We start from the raw sequence: 17,574 nt of genomic DNA on the forward strand, positions 1-17,574 counted from the left end.
CGGTTGTCTTTCAACAAACCCCGTTCCTCACTGTTCGTGGGGTGTGGGTGGTGTGTTGGATAATGGTATAGAGCGATGATTTTTGGCAGCCACTGTGTGTGGTGGTTGTTCGTGTGACTCGCCCTGCCCCCCTTTTTTTTGGTGGGGGTGTGTGGTGGTTAGAGTTACGGCGGTCATAGCGTGGGGGAAACGCCCGGTCCCATACCGAACCCGGAAGCTAAGACCCATTGCGCCGATGGTACTGCATGCGGAAGCGTGTGGGAGAGTAGGTCACCGCCGGACACCCTTTGAAGGGTGACGCCCGTGCTCCTCCGGAGCTGGGTGGGTGGTGCAGCGAGGATGCTGCACCGACGAGCCCACTTCAGTTCGGAGTCGAGCGCGGGCGTCATCTGCATCAGGCCCGATCGTCGGGCCTGCCGTTTTGGCGACAGCGTCGGCGAACCGGTAATATGAGTTCTCGCGTGAGGGCCGAGGTCCGGAGCGCGGAGCACCTCCGGGGTGTAGCGCAGCTTGGTAGCGCGCCTCGTTCGGGACGAGGAGGTCGCAGGTTCAAATCCTGTCACCCCGACAGAGAGAAGGGGCTCGGTCTGTGGACCGAGCCCCTTCGTCGTGTCCGGGCCCGTGTCGCTGCGCTCGACGCCGGCCGGGTCCGAGTCGGGGGCGTCGAGCCGTCCGACGCCCGGGCTCGAGCCGGGTGAGCGTGTCGCTCGCCGACAGATATCCTGGAGGCCTGCAGGCTTCACCCCCCCCCGAATCGAGGAGACGTCATCAGCTCCGATCTGAGCAGATCCCAGGACTCCGGTCCTGAGCAGCGGCGCCCGCGGCGAGTCCAGATCCTGACGGCCGTGGGTGTCTTCCTGGTGCTGGGCACGCTGCTCACCGTGCTGATGCTGCCCGATCCGTGGGCCTGGGCCGCAGGAGCCGTCTTCGGTCTGGCCGGCGGCGCGGCCGCCTTCGGGATCCTGAGCACCGTCGAACATTCCGATCGTCGTCGGGCGCTGCGCCGCCGCAGCGAGCAGCAGCGGCTGCGCGACGGTCTGGCAGAGGTGGACGAGATGCTGCGCACCCGGTCGGGACGACTGCCGCCCTCGACTCAGGGCCAGCTGCGCATGATGACCGTCGGCCTGGATGAGATCGTCGAACGTTGGGAGGATCTGGAGCGTCTGCCTGAGCAGCAGGAGGGGGTGCGCCGAACGGTGGAGTCCCATCTGCCGCGGACCATCGAGCTCTTCCTCGCGCTGCCGGACGAGGACAAGCCGCGCCACGCGCAGGAGTTCAAGGCACAGGTCGGCCTGCTCGCCGAAGCGGTCGCGAAGACGCGCGACACCGTCGTCGCGAAGAACCTCCAGGCGCTGCAGACCAATCGGTGGCTGCTCGAGGAGTCGCTGGGCGACCCCGACGAGACCCTCTTCCGCGAGAACGGGCTCTGAGGCGAGTCCGCGTGGCGCTGACTGAAGAGCGTATCGTCGCGACCGCGCATGCCCTGCTGGTCGACCGCGGGCTGCCGGATCTGACCATGCGGCGCATCGCCGCCGAGCTCGACGTCCGGCCCGGGGCGCTCTACTACCACGTCGACAGCAAGCAGCAGCTGCTCGCCCGGATCGCCGCCCGCGTGCTGCGCCCGCTCCAGACGCCGGCGCCGGATGAGGACCCGCGTGAGCTGATGGAGCGATTCCGCCGTCTGGTGCTGCCGCTGCGCGACGGTGGGGACCTCATGCTGGTCGCCTTCGGACTCGACCCGCGGCTGCCGCCCATCCCCGGCCTTCTCGGACAGCTGACCACTCGCGGGTTCGGCGAGGACGAGGCCGAGCGGCGGGCCGCGGCCGCCGTGCGGCTGAGCCTCGGGGCGGTGGCCGTGGAGCAGAACGCCGCGCTGCTGCGGGCCGCCGACCCGCAGTCGGCCGGCGACGCGGCCCGGGAGACCGCCCGCCGCGCCGCCGAGGACGGGCTGCACGTCCGCGGCATCGACCTGCTTCTGGGCTGACGCGGAGACGGCCTCCCGGGCACGCTGCCTCCGCGTCTCGTCCGGCTCAGTCGAGGAGGTCGTAGGCCGGCAGCGTGAGGAACTCCGCGAACTGTTCGGCGTCCAGCACCAGCTGCCGGACGACGTCGGCGGCCGGCAGCACGTGCCGACGGAACGCCGCGGCGTCGTCGAGCTCCTCGCGCAGGCGTGCGACCTCCTCGTCGAGCAGCTCGGCGACCAGCTCAGCGGTGATGGTCCGGCCGGTGTCGGCGGCGACGGTGCCGTTGTGGATCTGCTGCCACACCTGCGACCGGGAGATCTCGGCCGTGGCGGCGTCCTCCATCAGGTCATGGATGGCGACCGCTCCGTTGCCCGAGAGCCAGATGGCCGTGTAGTAGACGGCCACGTAGAGGTTGGTGCGCACCCCCTGCTCGGTGACGTCTCCTTCGGCGGCACCGACGGCCAGCAGGTCGTCGGCGCCGACGGCGACGTCCTCACGCGTGCGGTCGATCTGATTCGGGCTGCCGTCGAGGACCGCGTCGAACTCGGCGAAGCAGTGCTCGACCAGATCGGGGTGGGCCAGCCAGGATCCGTCGAAGCCGTCGGCGGCCTCGCGCCGCTTGTCCTCGCGGACCTTCTCGATGGCCCGGGCGGTGACCTCGGGCTGTCGCCGATTCGGGATGACCGCGGCCATACCGCCCATCGCCATGGCCCCGCGCCGGTGGCAGGTGGCCACCAGCAGCTCGGTGTAGGCGCGCATGAACGGCTGGGTCATGCCGACCTGGGCGCGGTCCGGCAGCACGTACTGCTCACCGGCGGTGCGGAACTGTTTGATCAAGGAGAACAGGTAGTCCCATCGGCCGGCGTTGAGCCCCGACGCATGGTCGCGCAGCGCGTGGAGAATCTCGTCCATCTGGAACGCCGCGGGGATCGTCTCGATCAGCACTGTGGCGCGCACTGTGCCGTGCGGCAGCCCGAGCGTCTGCTCGGCGTGACTGAAGATCTCGTCCCAGAGGGCGGCCTCGCGGTGATGCTCGATCTTCGGCAGGTAGTAGAAGGGCCCGACGCCCTGGTCATGCAGCCGCTGGGCGTTGTGGAAGAAATGCAGCCCGAAGTCCACCAGAGCTCCGACGGCGGGGCGGCCGTCGACCTCGATGTGCTTCTCCGGCAGATGCCAGCCGCGCGGGCGCATGATCACCGTGGGCGCGTCGACGTCGTCGCGGACTCGGTATTCCTTGCCCTCCGGCGAGACGTGCTCGAGGTCACCGCGAGTGGCGCGGTACAGGTTGTGCTGGGCCTCGACGAGGTTCTCCCACGTCGGGGAGAGCGCGTCCTCCAGGCAGGCCAGCCAGACGCGCGCGCCGGAGTTCAGCGCATTGATCGCCATCTTCGCCGGCGCGGCCGGCCCGGTGATCTCCGCCCGCCGATCCTGCAGCGCCGGAGGATGCTCGGCCACCTGCCAATCGCCCTCGCGGATGGCACGCGTCTCCGGCAGGAAGTCGAGCCGCCCGGTGCGTGCGGCCTCCTGCCGCAGCGGGACCCGGGCGTCCAGCAGCTCGTCGCGGGTGCCGGCGAAGCGGCGATGGAGGTCCTCGACGAAGGCCAGCGCCTCGTCCGTGAGGATCGCCGCCGCGGCGGCGTCGTTCTGGGGCTGTCGAGCGGTGATCGTCATGAGCTGTTCCTTCGTGTCTCGGGTCCTCGGGACGGGCGGGGCGGACGGTCCTGCCGGCGTCGCCGGCGACGCTCGACTCCACCCCGCGCCCAGTATCCACTATGCGGAAGTTCGCGTCCAGATCACGGATTGCATGATGTGATGTGGTTGACATGGCCGGGTGGTCAGCGCCAAGGTTGCGTAAAATGAAAGTGATTGTCCGCGATTCGAAAGTCGAGGGGTCGATGACACTCGAGGAGTTCAACCGACTCGAGGCCGAGGGGGCCGGCGCGATGATCCGCCCGTGCCTCGACGTCGACCGCTGGGTCCGGGCTGTGGTCGAGGCGCGTCCTTACCGCGACGTCGAGGCATGCACCGTCGCGGCGCGGCAGGCGGCGCATCCGCTGCGTCCCGAGGAGATCGAGGCCGCGCTGGCCCAGCATCCCAGGATCGGGGAGCGCCGGGAGGGCTCCTCGGCCGAGGCGCGCCACTCGCGTCGCGAGCAGGCCGGCCTCGGCGACGTCGACGCCGCCGTCGAGGAGCGCCTGGCCGTCGGCAACGACGCCTACGAAGAGCGCTTCGGCCGGGTCTTCCTCATCCGTGCGGCCGGCCGTGACCATCGCGAGATCCTCGCCGAGCTCGAACGGCGGCTGCGCCAGGACCCTGAGGACGAGCTCGCCGAAGTCGGCGAGCAGCTCGAGCAGATCGCCGCGCTGCGGCTGGAAGGACTTCTCCGATGAGCTTCATCACCGCCCACGTGCTCGACTCCACCAGCGGCGCTCCCGCCGCAGGCGTCGACGTCGAGCTGCGCGCCGCCGACGGCGCGCTCCTGGCCGAGGCGCGGACGAATCAGGATGGTCGCGTCCCCGAGCTCGGCCCACAGACCCTGGAACCCGGCGACTACCGGATCATCTTCCGAACGGGAGCCTACTTCGCCGCACGGGGGCAGGAGCACTTCCACCCGTCGGTGACCGTGGACTTCACCGTGCAGCCGGGGGAGGAGCACTATCACATCCCGCTGCTGCTGAGTCCGTTCGCCTATTCCACCTATCGCGGCAGCTGACCCAGGAGTCGACGGGTCGACGGCGCGCTCCGGGCGAGGACAGCCGCCCGGGCGTGCGTCGAGCCGACGGCGGCCGCCGCGCGGCCTTCTTCGAGAACAGGAGCAGACGATGAGCGCAGTGAAGCTCATGAGCAACCAGTACGGCAAGGCGGAGAACCGCGTGGTCCGGGTGTACCGGGGCGCCGCACGTCACGAGCTGCGGGACCTGAACGTCTCCTCGCAGCTGCACGGGGACTTCCAGGCAGCGCACACCGACGGGGACAACGCGCATGTGGTGCCCACCGACACGCAGAAGAACACCGTCTTCGCCAAGGCGAAGGAGGAGGGGATCCGGTCTCCGGAGCAGTTCCTGCTGACGCTCGCCGACCACTTCACCTCCTCCTTCGGCTGGGTCACCGGCGGCCGCTGGTCCGCCGAGGAATACGGCTGGTCGCGGATCGAGGGGCATGATCACTCCTTCTACCGCTCCGAGCCGGAGGTGCGCACGGCGGCTCTGGTGCGCGACGGCGCGGCCAGCGAGCTGGTCTCGGGCTTCTACGGGCTGACAGTGCTCAAGACCACCGAGTCCGGCTTCGTGGGCTATCCGAAGGATGCGTACACGACCCTGCCGGAGACCGAGGATCGGATCCTCGCCACCGACATCTCCACCCGGTGGCGCGTCAGCACCACCGACGTGGACTTCGACGCGGTCTACCGGAAGGTGCGCGGGATCATCCTCTCGACCTTCACCGACCACTACTCCAAGGCGCTGCAGCACACGCTGTACCAGATGGGCGAGAACGTGATCGACGCCGTCGACGAGATCGACGAGATCCGCTTCTCCTGCCCCAATAAGCATCACTTCGCCTCGGACCTCTCGCCCTTCGGCCTGGAGAACCCGAACGAGGTCTTCCACGCCGCAGATCGGCCGTACGGGCTGATCGAGGCGAGCATCGCCCGCGAGGGGGTCGCGGAGCGTCCGGACGTCTGGGCCGGCGTGGCCGGGTTCTGCTGAGTCGTCGCAGGTCGTCCGGCCGGCGCTCCGGCGCCGGCCGGACGTGAAAGCACAGAGGGCTCCGTCCCGAGAGTGGTCTCGGGACGGAGCCCTCTGTGCTGTGCGGTCGGCGGCGGGGCCCTGGGTCCATCGGTCGCCCCTGGTCAGCGGCACTGCGGCAGGTGCGATCGCAGTCCCGGGATGCGGCAGATCAGCGGGGGTGCCGCGGGCGTCGGTGCGGCCGGCGTGACGGCCGGATGCAGGAAGAAGTCCGGGTCGTCGCCGCCCTCGGCAGGGACCTCTCCGACGTCGTGCGGCTGCGGGTCGTGTGCTGGCGTGGGTGTCATGGAACGTCCTCCGGCCCCGGCGGGACTGCCCGCCTAGTTTCGCAATACGGAATGATAATTCCGTATGGTGGTTCCAGTATCCGTCCCGCAGGGTCGGCGGTCAAGGGGTCGTGGCGACTCGGGACGCCTCCCCGCGGGCAGGGCGGGATTGGGCAGGGCGGGGTCGGACGGAGGGGTTGGACGGAGGGGGCGGACGGAGGGGGCGGACGGAGGGGTGGGCCGGCGATGCCGGGCGCCGGCGGGGGCGGTGCCCGGAGGTCAGGCCTGGGCGAGCGCCTCGGAGATCTGCTCGGCGCAGCGCCGCAGCAGCGGGACGGCGCGGTGGGCGAAATCGTCGTCCACGCGGCTCGTCGGGCCGGAGACGGAGATCGCCAGCGGCGTCGGTGCATCCGGCACGGCGGTGGCGAAGCAGCGCACGCCGAGCTCCTGCTCCTGCTCGTCGACGGAATAGCCGCGCTCGCGGATGCGGGCGAGCTCGTCCTCCAGCGCCTCGAGCGACCGGAGGCTGTGCTCGGTGTGCGGCGGCATCCCGGCGGTGGAGACGATCTGACGGACCTGCTCGGCGGGGAGCTGGGCGAGGATCGCCTTGCCCACGCCGGTGTCGTGGGTGTGGGCGCGGCGGCCGACCTCGGTGAACATGCGCATCTGGTGCGGCGAGGGCGCCTGGTCCACGTAGACGACCATGTCGCCGTCGAGGGTGGCGACGTTGGCACTCTCGCCGAGCTGCTCGACGAGCGTCCGCAGATGCGGGCGGGCGATGGCGCCGAGCTGGCGGCCGGCCAGCTCGCCCAGGCGCACGAGCTCAGGCCCCAGCGCATAGCCGCGGTCGGGCAGCTGGCGGACCACGCCGACGCCGAGCAGAGTCTTCAGCAGACGATGGATGGTCGGCATCGGCAGGTCGACGACGGCGGCCAGCTCGCTGAGCGTGGTGCGGCCGCCCGAGGCGGCGATCACCGACAGCAGGTCGAAGGCGCGCTCGACGGACTGGACTCCGCCGCGCGCCGGCCGGTCGACGGAGCTGTTCGGCTCGGCGGGGACGGCGTCCGGGGTGCTGCTGGCCATGGCGTCGGCGTCCTCCTGGTGTTCGGGGTGGAGGGGCGCGGCGTGCTGCACCGGCTCCCTGGTCGAGTCTCCGTGATCGAGTCTATCCGGTGTCCCGGAGCTGTCCCCGGCCGCATGCGGCGGGGCAGGCTGGACCTCGAGATGTGGCTTGAGTCATGGGAATGCTAGAGTTTTCGTATTGCAGACAGTAGCATCCGTATCGTGGAATCTAGATCATCGTCGATCGGAAGGCCCCTCTCATGACACAGCCGAGCCCCGGACACTCCATCACGCTGCGGGTGTCCATACCCGCCGGACCGGCGTCGGCCACGGACCTGGTGGCGGCCGTCGCCGGCACCGGTGCGGCGCTGACCGCCTTCGACGTCGTCGAAGCCGCCCAGAACGAGCTGCTCGTCGACGTCACCTGCGACACCCTCGGCGCCGAGCACGCCGCCGAGGTCGCCTCCGCGCTCACCGCCCTGGAGGGGGTGACGGTGAAGAAGTCCTCGGACCGCACCTTCCTGGTCCACCTCGGCGGCAAGCTCGAGTCGACGCCGAAGGCGCCGATCCGCACCCGCGACGACCTCTCCCGCGCCTACACCCCCGGTGTCGCGCGCGTCTGCCGGGCGATCGCGGAGGACCCCGCCGACGCCCGCCGGCTGACCATCAAGCGCAACACCGTCGCAGTGGTCACCGACGGCTCGGCGGTCCTCGGACTCGGCGACATCGGCCCCGAGGCGTCCATGCCCGTCATGGAGGGCAAAGCGGTGCTCTTCAAGGAGTTCGCCGGCGTCGACGCCTGGCCGGTCGCCCTGGACGCCCGCGACACCGAGGAGATCATCTCCATCTGCAAGGCGCTGGCCCCGGCCTACGGCGGGATCAACCTCGAGGACATCTCCGCGCCGCGCTGCTTCGAGATCGAGGCCCGGCTGCGCGAGGAGCTCGACATCCCGGTCTTCCACGACGACCAGCACGGCACGGCGATCGTCACGCTGGCCGCGCTGACCAACGCGCTGACCGTCGTGGCCAAGCAGATCCAGGACGTGCGCATCGTCGTCTCCGGCGCCGGCGCGGCCGGCCACGCGGTGGTGCAGCTGCTGCAGGCCGCCGGGGCGCGGCACATCGTCGTCTGCGGCCGCCACGGCGTGCTGGACCCGGAGGCCGACCACGCGGACCCGCACCGTGCCTGGCTGGCCACGCACACCAATCCCGACGGCGTCACGGGCACGCTGAAGGAGGCCGTCGTCGGCGCCGACGTGTTCATCGGCGTCTCCGCGCCGAACCTGCTCGACGGCGACGACGTCGCCGGCATGGCCGACGACGCGGTGGTCTTCGCGATGTCCAATCCGGACCCCGAGGTCGACCCGGGCGTGGCCGGACGCACCGCCGCGGTCGTGGCCACCGGTCGCAGCGACTTCCCGAACCAGATCAACAACGTGCTCGCCTTCCCCGGCTTCTTCCGCGGCCTGCTCGACGCGGAGGCCTGCGACATCACCGACGACATGCTCGTCGCCGCCGCGGAGGCCATCGCCGGGTGCATCTCCGCCGAGGCGCTGAACCCGCATCACATCATCCCCTCGGTCTTCGAGCAGGGCGTCTCCGAGCACGTCGCCGCCGCCGTGGCGGAGGCCGCTCGCGGCGACGCCGTCCATCGCCGGGGCGCCGCGGCGGAGGCCGCCGACCCTGTCCCCGCCCTCGCCGAGGGAGTGATCGCATGAGCGCCGGCAGCCCCCGACGGGTGCTCGGGGAGGACCTCCTCGGGCGCCTCGACACCGAGCTGGCGGCGGTCGACGCCGAGCTGGCCGCCCAGCACGATGGCGTCGCCGCGCCGCAGCCGGTGCACACTGTCTATGTCCCCGCCGACGCCTGGCACCCCGGACTCGCCGCCGAATGGGGCGAGCGCGCGCTGGCCGCCGTCGAGCGGCACGGCGGGATGCAGGCGCTGGCCGAACGCGTGCTCCGCGCCGCCGCGCAGGAGCCCGGAGCGGTGCGAGGAGTTCCGACGCCGCCGGCCGGCGAGGCCGCCCACGAGCAGGAGGCCGCCGGACTGGCCGACGCCGTGGTCGCCAAACTGCGCACTGAGCCGATCGAGGACCTCCGATTGGACTTCGAGGACGGCTTCGGCGAGCGGAGCGACGAGGAGGAGGACCACTGGGCCGCCGAGACCGGCCGCCAGGTGGGCCGGGCGCTGCTCGGCGATTCGGCCCCGCGCCGGATCGGCCTGCGGATGAAGTGCCTCGAGGTGCCGGTGAGGCGTCGCGCGCTGCGGACCCTGGACCTCTTCGTCGGCCATGTCCTCGAGACTGCGGCGGCCTGGCCGCGCGGTCTGGTCATCACCCTGCCCAAGGTCAGCACCGTAGAGCAGGTCTCCGCGATGGTGGAGGTCTGCCGCACGCTGGAGCAGGCCCACGGACTCGGCGACGGAGTGATCGGCTTCGAAGTGCAGGTCGAGACGCCGCGGCTGATCCTCGGCCCGACCGGCGAGGTCACCCTGGCTCCGGCGGTGCGCGCCGGAGAGGGGCGGATCACCGGACTGCACTACGGCACCTTCGACTACAGCGCGGCGCTGGGCGTCCCGGCCGAGCAGCAGGCGCCGGACCACCCAGTGGCCGACGTCGCCAAGCACCACATGCTGCTGGCCGCCGCCGGGACCGGCGTGGAGATCTCCGACGGCGCGACGAACGTGCTGCCCGTCGGCGACGACGCCGCAGTGCAGGCCGCCTGGGATCTGCATGCCGGGCTGGTGCGACGTCAGCTGCAGCACGGCATCCGGCAGGGTTGGGACATGCACCCCCATCACCTGCCCACTCGGCACCTGGCCACGTTCCACTTCTTCCGCCGCGGCTTCGGCCCGGCGGCCGCCCGGCTGCGCGCCTATGTGCGCCGGGAGCACGGCGCGGTGCTCGACGAGCCGGCGACGGCGAAGGCGCTCGCCGACCACATCCGCCGCGGGCTGGACTGCGGGGCGCTGGCCCTCGACGACCTCGAGCGCAGCGTCGGCGTCGACGTCGACGAGCTGGAGCGCCTCGTGCGCACCGGGCGGACGAGCCCGCACGCGGCGACGCCGGTGTGAGCTCCCCGCCGAGTCCGCCCCGTCACCCGCCGAGCCCTGAACTGCACCTCACCGGAGGAAGGAAGTCCCCTCGTGGCAGACCACCGAGACGACCCCGAGGCGGCGACGGCCGCCGCGACCGGCTACTACGCCCCGCACGGCGGCCACCCGCCGCAGACCGACCTGCTCACCGATCGCGCCCGGGTCACCGAGGCCTACACGGTGATCCCGCGCGGAGTGCTCCGCGACATCGTGACCACAGTGCTGCCCGAATGGCGGGAGACCCGCGCCTGGGTGCTCCATCGGCCGGTGGCCGGAGGCGCGGTGACGTTCTCGCAGACGATCCTCGAGATCGCGCCCGGGGGCGGATCCGACGCGCCGGAGCCGCAGTCGGAGGTCGAGGGCATGCTCTTCGTCATGGAGGGGGAGCTGACGCTGACCCTCGACGGCGAGGAGCATCAGCTCGGCCCCGGCGGCTACGCCTTCGTGCCGCCGGCGGCGGCCTGGCGTCTGCAGGCGACCGGCGCGCAGCCGGCGCGGCTGCACTGGCTGCGCAAGCGGCACCAGCCGCTGGCCGACCGCCGGCCGCGCGCCGTCGTCGGCCACGAGCAGGACGTCGAGCCGAGTCCGATGCCGGGCACGGAGGGCCGCTGGCGCACCACGCGGCTGCTGGATCCCGCGGACCTGGCCTATGACATGCACGTCAACATCGTCACCTTCGAACCGGGGGCGACGATCCCCTTCGCCGAGACCCATGAGATGGAGCACGGCCTCTACGTGCTGCAGGGCAAGGCCGTCTACCGGCTCAACGAGGACTGGGTGGAGGTCCAGGAGGGCGACTACCTCTCGCTGCGGGCGTTCTGCCCGCAGGCCTGCTACGCCGGCGGGCCGGGTCCCTTCCGCTATCTGCTCTACAAGGACGTCAACCGCCAGGTGGTGCTCTGAGGCGCGCCCTGCCGTCGTCCTGCGGCAATCGCCGGCCGAGATGAGGTCCGGGTCGCCACGATCGGAGGCCCGGGCCTCGTCGCGTGTCCGGATGCGCTGGCGGAGTCCTCATCCACGAGGACCCACATGATCAGCGGAAATGGCAGCGGGAGCCGGGTCAGCGCGAGGGCGCGCCGGACGACCGCATGGTGGGCGTCGACGGCCATCTGCACGTTCGCCGGGAAGACGGCGACGAGGAGTGCAGCCGCGGCACGTTCCGCGAGGCGGCGCATCGCGGGGTTCAACATCCCGACCGCGCAGGCCAGCTCCGCGACCCCGGAGAGGTGCACCAGCGCTCGCCGGTGCGCGAGGCCGCGAGGGACGATCGGCTCGACGATCTGCGGGCGCACGATGTGCAGCGTGCCGGAGAGGAGGAAGGCGGCCGCCACGGCTCGTCGTCCGCGTGAGAGGTGTGCCATGCCGCCGGTCTCCCAGAGCGCGGGCCCGCTCGGGCGTGGCCTCCGTCGGACGCTCCCGACGGGGGCGGAGGCCTCCTGAGGCGCCGGCATCGGGGAGGGCGGGAGATCATCCGGCCCCCGACGTCGGACGGTGGTCCTGGGGCGGGGGCGATCACCGTCGGCGGCGGAGACCTGCGACGTTCCCGCCCTCGGGCGCAGCGACGGTTTCGGGGCTCCCCGGCCGTTGCGGCGAGGCCGGGGTCTCCTGGTCCTGCTGATGCTGCTCGCCGTCGGCGAGCACCGTGGGGATCTGGCTGGTGTCGGTGATCTCGCCGCACTCGATCTTCTCGCGGACCTCGTCGAGCTTGTCGTCGGGGATCAGCGGGATCTCCTCGCCGTCGCAGTCGACGAACCGTCCGTCGCGGAACACATCGCCCTCGCGCAGGTCCCGGAGATCGGTGGGCGAGAGCACGCGCACCGGCTTCGCGGCGAAGACCGAGGGGTCGCGGGAGTTCCCGGCGCTGAGCTCGTTGAACAGCAGGTTTAGCAGCACCGCCATGATCGCCGCCGAGGAGATCCCGGAGTGGAAGATGGTCTGGAACCAGGCGGGGAAGGCGTCGTAGAAGTCCTCCTTCACCACGGGGATCATCGCGAAGGCCAGCGAGGCGGAGACGATGATCAGGTTCATGTTCCCCTCGTAGGAGACGCTGCGCAGGTTGCGGATCCCGGAGCCGGTCACCGTGCCGAAGAGCACGATCCCGGCGCCGCCGAGCACCGGCATCGGGATCGCGGAGATCACCTGGCCCAGGATCGGCATCAGCCCCAGGGACACCATGATGGCGCCGCTGCCGGCGACCACGAAGCGGGACTTCACCCCGGTCAGTGCGACCAGCCCGACGTTCTGGGCGAAGGCCGACTGGGTGAAGGAGCCGAACAGCGGGGCGGCGGCGGAGGAGAGCATGTCCGCCCGGAGTCCGTCGGCGATCCGCCGACGGTCTACCGGTGTGCCGATGATCTCGCCGACGGCGATGATGTCCGCCGCGGTCTCGGTCTTGATCACCAGGATCACGATGGTCATCGAGACGATCGCGGCGACGTCGAAGGTCGGCACGCCGAAGGCCAGCACCTCCGGCATGGCGACGGGCGCGCCGCTGCCGATGTCGCCGAAGTCCGCCATCCCCAGCGCGGCTGCGACGGCCGTGCCTCCGATCAGGCCGAGCAGGATGGACAGCCGGGACAGCGTGGCCGAGCCGACTTTGCTGAAGAGCAGGATGATCGCGAGCGTGCCGAAGGCCAGCGCGATGTTGGCCGGCGAGCCGTAGTCTCCGGCCTCGGCGTCGCCGCCCATGGCCCAGTCCGCCGCCACCGGCACCAGGGTCAGACCGATCGAGGTGATCACCACGCCGGTGACCACCGGCGGGAAGAAGCGGATGATCCGCGCGAAGAAGGGGGCCACCACGAAGCCGATGGCGCTGGCGGCGATGATCGAGCCGAACACCGTGGTCAGGTCGTTGCCGGGGCCGGCGAGGATCGCCAGCATCGTCGAGACCGCGGCGAAGGACACGCCCTGCACCAGCGGCAGCCGGGAGCCCAGGAAGGGCACGCCGATGCTCTGCAGCAGAGTGGCCAGGCCGCCGACGAACAGGCTGGCGGTGACCAGCAGTGCGGAACGTTCCGGGCTCAGTCCGGCGGCGCCGCCGATGATCAGCGGGACGGCGATCAGGCCGCCGTACATGGTCAGCACGTGCTGCAGGCCGAACGTCGCCAGGCGGCTCACCGGCAGCCATTCGTCCTCGGGGCGGTCCGAGGACCGGGGGATGGCCCGGCGTCCTCGGGCGGATCGGGGGGTCTTCTCACTCATCGTCGAGCACCTTTCCGGGGTGTCTGCGGGGCGGGATCTCGCGTCGCGTCACCGGCCGGGGACGGTTCGGAGCGGGCGGCGGACTCGTCGTCGAGAGCGACGTCGTGGCGTGCGGGAGAGGTCTCCGCCGTCGAGACTGGAAATTCCGCGATGCGATATTGAGGTTTCGTATAGTGACGAAGTGTATCCCAGGTCACATCCGGCGGGTCAACAGGGCCGAGCGGCGCATGCGGCATCCGGGGTGGTTGACCTTGATCACGCCGCCCCGTAGCCTGTTCTCACGTTGCGGAGTTTAAGTTCCGCAAAGTGGAAGTGTACGAATCGCCCCAGGAGGACTCATGACGACGCGGATGGACTTCACCTCGCCCGACAGCTACCTCGTCAACTGCTCGACCCTGCTGACCGAGCACCCCGTCGTCGACCGGGCCGACGCCGCCGCCCGCGCGGGCTTCTCCCGCGTGGAGTTCTGGTGGCCCTTCGACGGCGAGCCCCGCCCGGCCGACGCCGACGTCGACGGCTTCATCGACTCGCTCGCGGCCGCCGGGGTCTCGCTGGAAGGGCTGAACTTCTGGGCCGGGGCCATGGCGCAGGGCGACCGCGGCATGGTCTCGGTCATCGGCCGCCGCAACGAGGTCGCCGACAACGCCGCGATCGTCGCCGAGATCGGCCGGCGCACTGGATGCACGGCCTTCAACGCGCTCTACGGCCTCCGGCAGGACGGCCAGGACCCGCAGGCCCAGGACGAGCTGGCCGTGGAGAACCTGGTCACCGCCGCCGAGGCCGTCGCCCCCATCGGCGGCACTGTGCTCGTCGAGCCGGTCTCCGGCGCGGAGGACTACCCGCTGAAGACCGCCGCCGACGCGCTCGCCGTCGTCGAGAAGGTCCGCCGGGCCGGTGCGACCAACGTCGCGCTGCTGGCCGACTTCTTCCACATGGCGGTCAACGGCGACGACGTCGCCGCGGTCATCGAGCAGCATGCCCAGGAGTTCGGCCACGTGCAGATTGCCGACGCCCCGGGCCGCGGCGCGCCGGGCACCGGCGAGCTGCCGCTGCAGGAATGGGTCGAGCTGGCCTATGCCCGCGGCTATGCCGGCCCGGTGGCCCTGGAGTACAAGCAGCAGCAGGAGACCGCCTTCGACTGGCTCCGCCAGCCGGCCGGCTCCCCGCAGGGCTGAACCCCGCCGACGGCGGCCGCCTCCCGCTCCCGCGCACCGCCTCCACGCGCTGCGCACCCCTGAACGCCCCGCCCGCCGCCGGCGACATCCGGCGCGGGACCCGTCGAGAGGACTCGAACTCATGAGCAAGAACATCGCCGTCATCGGACTCGGCATCATGGGCCTGCCGATGGCCACCAACCTGGTCGGCGCCGGCTTCGCGGTCACCGGCTACAACCGCTCCCCGGAGAAGACCCGGGCCCTGGCCGAGGCCGGCGGCACCGCCGCGGACTCGATCGCCCAGGCCGTCGCCGGGGCCGACGTCATCATCACCATGGTCCCGGACTCCCCGGACGTGGAGGCCGTGCTCACCGGCGAGGACGGCATCCTCGCCCACGCCGAGGCCGGCGCGCACTGGATCGACGCTTCGACCATCCGGCCCGACACCGCGATCGCCCTGGCCGCGCAGGCCCGCGAGGCCGGGCTCAAGCCGCTGGACGCCCCGGTCTCCGGTGGCGAGCAGGGCGCGATCGACGCTGCGCTGTCCATCATGGTCGGCGGCGAGCAGGCCGACGTCGACGCGGTGCAGGACGTCCTCGACGCGATCGGCAGGACCATCGTGCGCGTGGGCCCCTCGGGCTCCGGCCAGACCGTCAAGGCCGCCAACCAGCTCATCGTCGCGGTGAACATCCAGGCGCTGGCCGAGGCGGTGGGCTTCCTCGAGGCCTACGGCGTGGACACCGACGCCGCCCTGCAGGTCCTCGGCGGCGGGCTGGCCGGCTCCAAGGTCCTCGACCAGAAGGGGCGGAAGATGCTCGACCGCTCCTTCGACCCGGGCTTCCGCCTGCAGCTGCACCACAAGGACATGGGCATCGTCACCTCCGCGGCCCGCGAGGCCGGAGTCGCGACGCCGCTGGCCGCCTCGGTGGCCCAGCTGGTCGCGGCCACCGTGCAGCAGGGCAACGGGCACCTCGATCACTCGGGGCTGTTCACGCTCGTCGAGCAGCTCTCCGCCGTGCCCGCGGAGACCGCGGGGGACAGCGGGGCCGCGGCCTGAGCCGACGGCGGTTCCGGTCGCCCCGTCGGCGTCTCTGCGTCGGCGCCGGCGGGGGCCCGGCTCGCCGCTCGTCCACCATCCGGCGGAGCTCCCCGCGGCGTCGCAGCCGCGTTCCAGCCATGTCCGACTCACGTTCCACCCACGTCAGCACAGACGACCCACACAGAAGGAGGCGCGCGATGACACGGATGCGCGCAGTTGATGCGATCGCCCTCATCCTGGAGAAGGAGGGCTCCGTGGAGACCTTCGGCCTCCCCGGCGCGGCGATCAACCCGCTGTACTCGGCGATGAGGGCCCACGGCGGGATCCGGCACACCCTGGCTCGCCACGTGGAGGGCGCCTCGCACATGGCCGACGGCTACACGCGGGCCGCCCCCGGAAACATCGGCGTCTGCATCGGCACCTCGGGCCCGGCCGGCACCGACATGATCACCGGCCTCTACGCCGCCCAGGCCGACTCCCAGCCGATCCTGTGCCTCACCGGCCAGGCACCGGTCGCGGTGCTGGACAAGGAGGACTTCCAGGCGGTGGACATCGCCTCCATCGCCGAGCCGCTGACCAAGATGGCCACAACGGTGCTGGAGGCCGGCCAGGTCCCCGGCACCTTCCAGAAGGCCTTCCAGCTGATGCGCTCCTCGCGGCCGGGGCCGGTGCTCATCGACCTGCCGCTCGACGTCCAGCAGACGGAGATCGACTTCGACATCGACACCTACGAGCCGCTGCCGGTGACCACGCCGCGGGCCACCGCGGCCCAGGCCGAGAAGGTCCTGGACATGCTCGCCGAGGCCGAGCACCCGCTGATCATCGCCGGCGGCGGCGTGCTCAACGCCGACGCGGCCGAGCAGCTCGTCGAGCTCGCCGAGCTGCTGGACGTCCCGGTCTCGCCGACGCTGATGGGCTGGGGCGCGATCCCCGACGACCACCGGCTGATGGCCGGCATGGTCGGCATCCAGACGCACACCCTCTATGGCAACGCCAGCTTCCTGGAGGCCGACGTCGTCCTGGGGCTGGGCAACCGGTGGGCCAACCGTCACACCGGCGACCTGGAGACCTATCGGACCGGCCGGCGCTTCATCCACGTCGACATCGAGCCCACCCAGATCGGCCGGGTCTTCGCCCCGGACTACTCGGTGGTCTCGGACGCCGGCGCGATGCTGGAGGCTCTGCTGACCGCCGCGCGACGGCGCCTCGAGGCCGGATCCGGAGTGTCGTTCGGCGACTGGGCCCGCCGCTGCGCCGAGCGCAAGGGCACCCTGCAGCGCAGGACGCACTTCGACGACATCCCGATCAAGCCGCAGCGTGTCTACCAGGAGATGAACGCGGCCTTCGGGCGCGAGGCCACGTATGTGACCACGATCGGCCTCTCGCAGATCGCCGGCGCGCAGATGCTGCACGCCTACCGTCCGCGCTCCTGGATCAACGCCGGCCAGGCCGGCCCGCTCGGCTGGACGGGCCCGGCGGCCCTCGGCGTCGCGAAGGCGACGCCGGAACGGCAGGTCGTCGCGCTCTCGGGCGACTATGACTTCCAGTTCATGGTCGAGGAGCTCGCCGTCGGCGCTCAGCACCGGATCCCCTACGTCCACGTGGTCGTGAACAATTCGTACCTGGGGCTGATCCGTCAGGCCCAGCGCGGGTTCGAGATGGACTTCGAGGTCTCGCTGGCCTTCGAGAACATCAACGCCTCCGGTCCCGCGGCCGGATATGGTGTCGATCACGTCGCCGTCGCCGAAGGGCTGGGCTGCAAGGCGCTGCGCGTCGAGGAGCCGGGGCGCATCGGCCCGGCCTTCGCCGAGGCTCGCGAGCTGGCCGAGGAGCACCGGGTGCCGGTCGTCGTCGAGATCATCCTCGAGCGGATCACCAACATCTCGATGGGCGCCTCGCTGGACGCGATCAACGAGTTCGAGCCCATGGCCGAGAGCCCCGAGGACGCGCCGACCGCGCTGGTCGCGCTGCAGTCATGACCGTGCCCCCGCCGGGCCGTCGCGGCCGCTGCGCGGTGCGGGGGACGGGCGGCGGAGGTCCGGCGGGCG

16 protein-coding genes, 1 tRNA gene and 1 rRNA gene are annotated in these 17,574 nt (G+C 71.4%); 14 read left to right on the forward strand and 4 right to left on the reverse strand.

Annotation, left to right across the window (positions count from 1 at the left end; translation table 11 throughout):
• The first annotated feature begins 165 nt into the window (after positions 1-165).
• The 4 genes from rrf (at position 166) to GCL72_RS00020 (ending at position 1,984) form a co-directional block, all read left to right on the forward strand.
• Positions 166-282, forward strand: a 5S ribosomal RNA gene (gene rrf / locus GCL72_RS00005).
• A gap of 212 nt (positions 283-494) precedes the next feature.
• Positions 495-568 (forward strand) — tRNA-Pro (locus GCL72_RS00010).
• A gap of 277 nt (positions 569-845) precedes the next feature.
• The gene (locus GCL72_RS00015) at positions 846-1,430 is read left to right on the forward strand and encodes a hypothetical protein (RefSeq protein ID WP_153142663.1); all 585 of its coding nucleotides are present in this window, start codon (positions 846-848) and stop codon (positions 1,428-1,430) included.
• Positions 1,431-1,441: 11 nt separating this feature from the next.
• The gene (locus GCL72_RS00020; protein WP_170289507.1) at positions 1,442-1,984 is read left to right on the forward strand and encodes a TetR/AcrR family transcriptional regulator; all 543 of its coding nucleotides are present in this window, start codon (positions 1,442-1,444) and stop codon (positions 1,982-1,984) included.
• 46 nt (positions 1,985-2,030) lie between these two features.
• Here the strand turns inward: GCL72_RS00020 and aceB are convergent, their stop codons facing one another.
• A complete protein-coding gene (gene aceB / locus GCL72_RS00025; RefSeq protein WP_153142665.1) occupies positions 2,031-3,635 on the reverse strand; it encodes a malate synthase A in 1,605 nt (534 codons plus the stop codon).
• Positions 3,636-3,859: 224 nt separating this feature from the next.
• Here aceB and uraD point away from each other — a divergent pair, with 224 nt between their 5' ends.
• The 3 genes from uraD (at position 3,860) to pucL (ending at position 5,671) form a co-directional block, all read left to right on the forward strand.
• On the forward strand, positions 3,860-4,354 hold the full coding sequence (uraD, locus tag GCL72_RS00030) for a 2-oxo-4-hydroxy-4-carboxy-5-ureidoimidazoline decarboxylase (RefSeq protein ID WP_153142666.1): 495 nt from the start codon (positions 3,860-3,862) through the stop codon (positions 4,352-4,354).
• Positions 4,351-4,677, forward strand: coding sequence for a hydroxyisourate hydrolase (uraH, locus tag GCL72_RS00035; RefSeq protein ID WP_153142667.1), 327 nt, complete (start codon positions 4,351-4,353; stop codon positions 4,675-4,677). The genes uraD and uraH overlap by 4 nt, the downstream gene beginning before the upstream one ends.
• A gap of 109 nt (positions 4,678-4,786) precedes the next feature.
• Positions 4,787-5,671, forward strand: a complete 885-nt coding sequence (pucL, locus tag GCL72_RS00040; RefSeq protein WP_153142668.1) for a factor-independent urate hydroxylase — start codon at positions 4,787-4,789, stop codon at positions 5,669-5,671.
• Positions 5,672-5,814: 143 nt separating this feature from the next.
• Here the strand turns inward: pucL and GCL72_RS00045 are convergent, their stop codons facing one another.
• Positions 5,815-5,997 (reverse strand): hypothetical protein, encoded by a 183-nt coding sequence (locus tag GCL72_RS00045; protein WP_153142669.1) that lies wholly within the window; start codon positions 5,995-5,997, stop codon positions 5,815-5,817.
• A 258-nt stretch (positions 5,998-6,255) separates the two neighbouring features.
• The gene (locus GCL72_RS00050) at positions 6,256-7,059 is read right to left on the reverse strand and encodes an IclR family transcriptional regulator (RefSeq protein ID WP_153142670.1); all 804 of its coding nucleotides are present in this window, start codon (positions 7,057-7,059) and stop codon (positions 6,256-6,258) included.
• Between the two features lie 239 nt (positions 7,060-7,298).
• Here GCL72_RS00050 and GCL72_RS00055 point away from each other — a divergent pair, with 239 nt between their 5' ends.
• The 4 genes from GCL72_RS00055 to GCL72_RS00070 all read left to right on the forward strand — a co-directional run bounded on the left by GCL72_RS00055 (position 7,299) and on the right by GCL72_RS00070 (position 11,481).
• Complete coding sequence (locus GCL72_RS00055; protein WP_153142671.1) at positions 7,299-8,756, forward strand: NAD-dependent malic enzyme; 1,458 nt, start codon at positions 7,299-7,301, stop codon at positions 8,754-8,756.
• Positions 8,753-10,111: a DUF6986 family protein gene (locus tag GCL72_RS00060; protein ID WP_153142672.1), complete on the forward strand. Its 1,359-nt coding sequence runs from the start codon at positions 8,753-8,755 to the stop codon at positions 10,109-10,111. Before GCL72_RS00055 ends, GCL72_RS00060 begins: the two co-directional genes overlap by 4 nt.
• Positions 10,112-10,183: 72 nt before the next feature.
• Positions 10,184-11,035 (forward strand): bifunctional allantoicase/(S)-ureidoglycine aminohydrolase, encoded by an 852-nt coding sequence (locus GCL72_RS00065; RefSeq protein ID WP_153142673.1) that lies wholly within the window; start codon positions 10,184-10,186, stop codon positions 11,033-11,035.
• A 185-nt stretch (positions 11,036-11,220) separates the two neighbouring features.
• Positions 11,221-11,481 carry a hypothetical protein gene (locus tag GCL72_RS00070; RefSeq protein WP_153142674.1) on the forward strand — a complete coding sequence of 87 codons (261 nt, stop codon included), beginning with the start codon at positions 11,221-11,223 and terminating at the stop codon, positions 11,479-11,481.
• Positions 11,482-11,644: 163 nt separating this feature from the next.
• Here the strand turns inward: GCL72_RS00070 and GCL72_RS00075 are convergent, their stop codons facing one another.
• The gene (locus tag GCL72_RS00075; protein WP_153142675.1) at positions 11,645-13,333 is read right to left on the reverse strand and encodes a nucleobase:cation symporter-2 family protein; all 1,689 of its coding nucleotides are present in this window, start codon (positions 13,331-13,333) and stop codon (positions 11,645-11,647) included.
• Positions 13,334-13,671: 338 nt separating this feature from the next.
• Between GCL72_RS00075 and GCL72_RS00080 the strand changes: the two genes are divergently transcribed.
• From GCL72_RS00080 to gcl, 3 genes are all read left to right on the forward strand, one after another.
• Positions 13,672-14,508 (forward strand): hydroxypyruvate isomerase family protein, encoded by an 837-nt coding sequence (locus GCL72_RS00080; protein ID WP_153142676.1) that lies wholly within the window; start codon positions 13,672-13,674, stop codon positions 14,506-14,508.
• Complete coding sequence (locus GCL72_RS00085) at positions 14,420-15,544, forward strand: 2-hydroxy-3-oxopropionate reductase (RefSeq protein ID WP_281347416.1); 1,125 nt, start codon at positions 14,420-14,422, stop codon at positions 15,542-15,544. The genes GCL72_RS00080 and GCL72_RS00085 overlap by 89 nt, the downstream gene beginning before the upstream one ends.
• A gap of 179 nt (positions 15,545-15,723) precedes the next feature.
• Positions 15,724-17,505, forward strand: coding sequence for a glyoxylate carboligase (gene gcl, locus GCL72_RS00090; RefSeq protein ID WP_153142678.1), 1,782 nt, complete (start codon positions 15,724-15,726; stop codon positions 17,503-17,505).
• Positions 17,506-17,574: the final 69 nt, after the last annotated feature.

It is taken from the genome of Nesterenkonia halophila (genome assembly GCF_009467795.1).
Classification (GTDB): domain Bacteria; phylum Actinomycetota; class Actinomycetes; order Actinomycetales; family Micrococcaceae; genus Nesterenkonia; species Nesterenkonia halobia.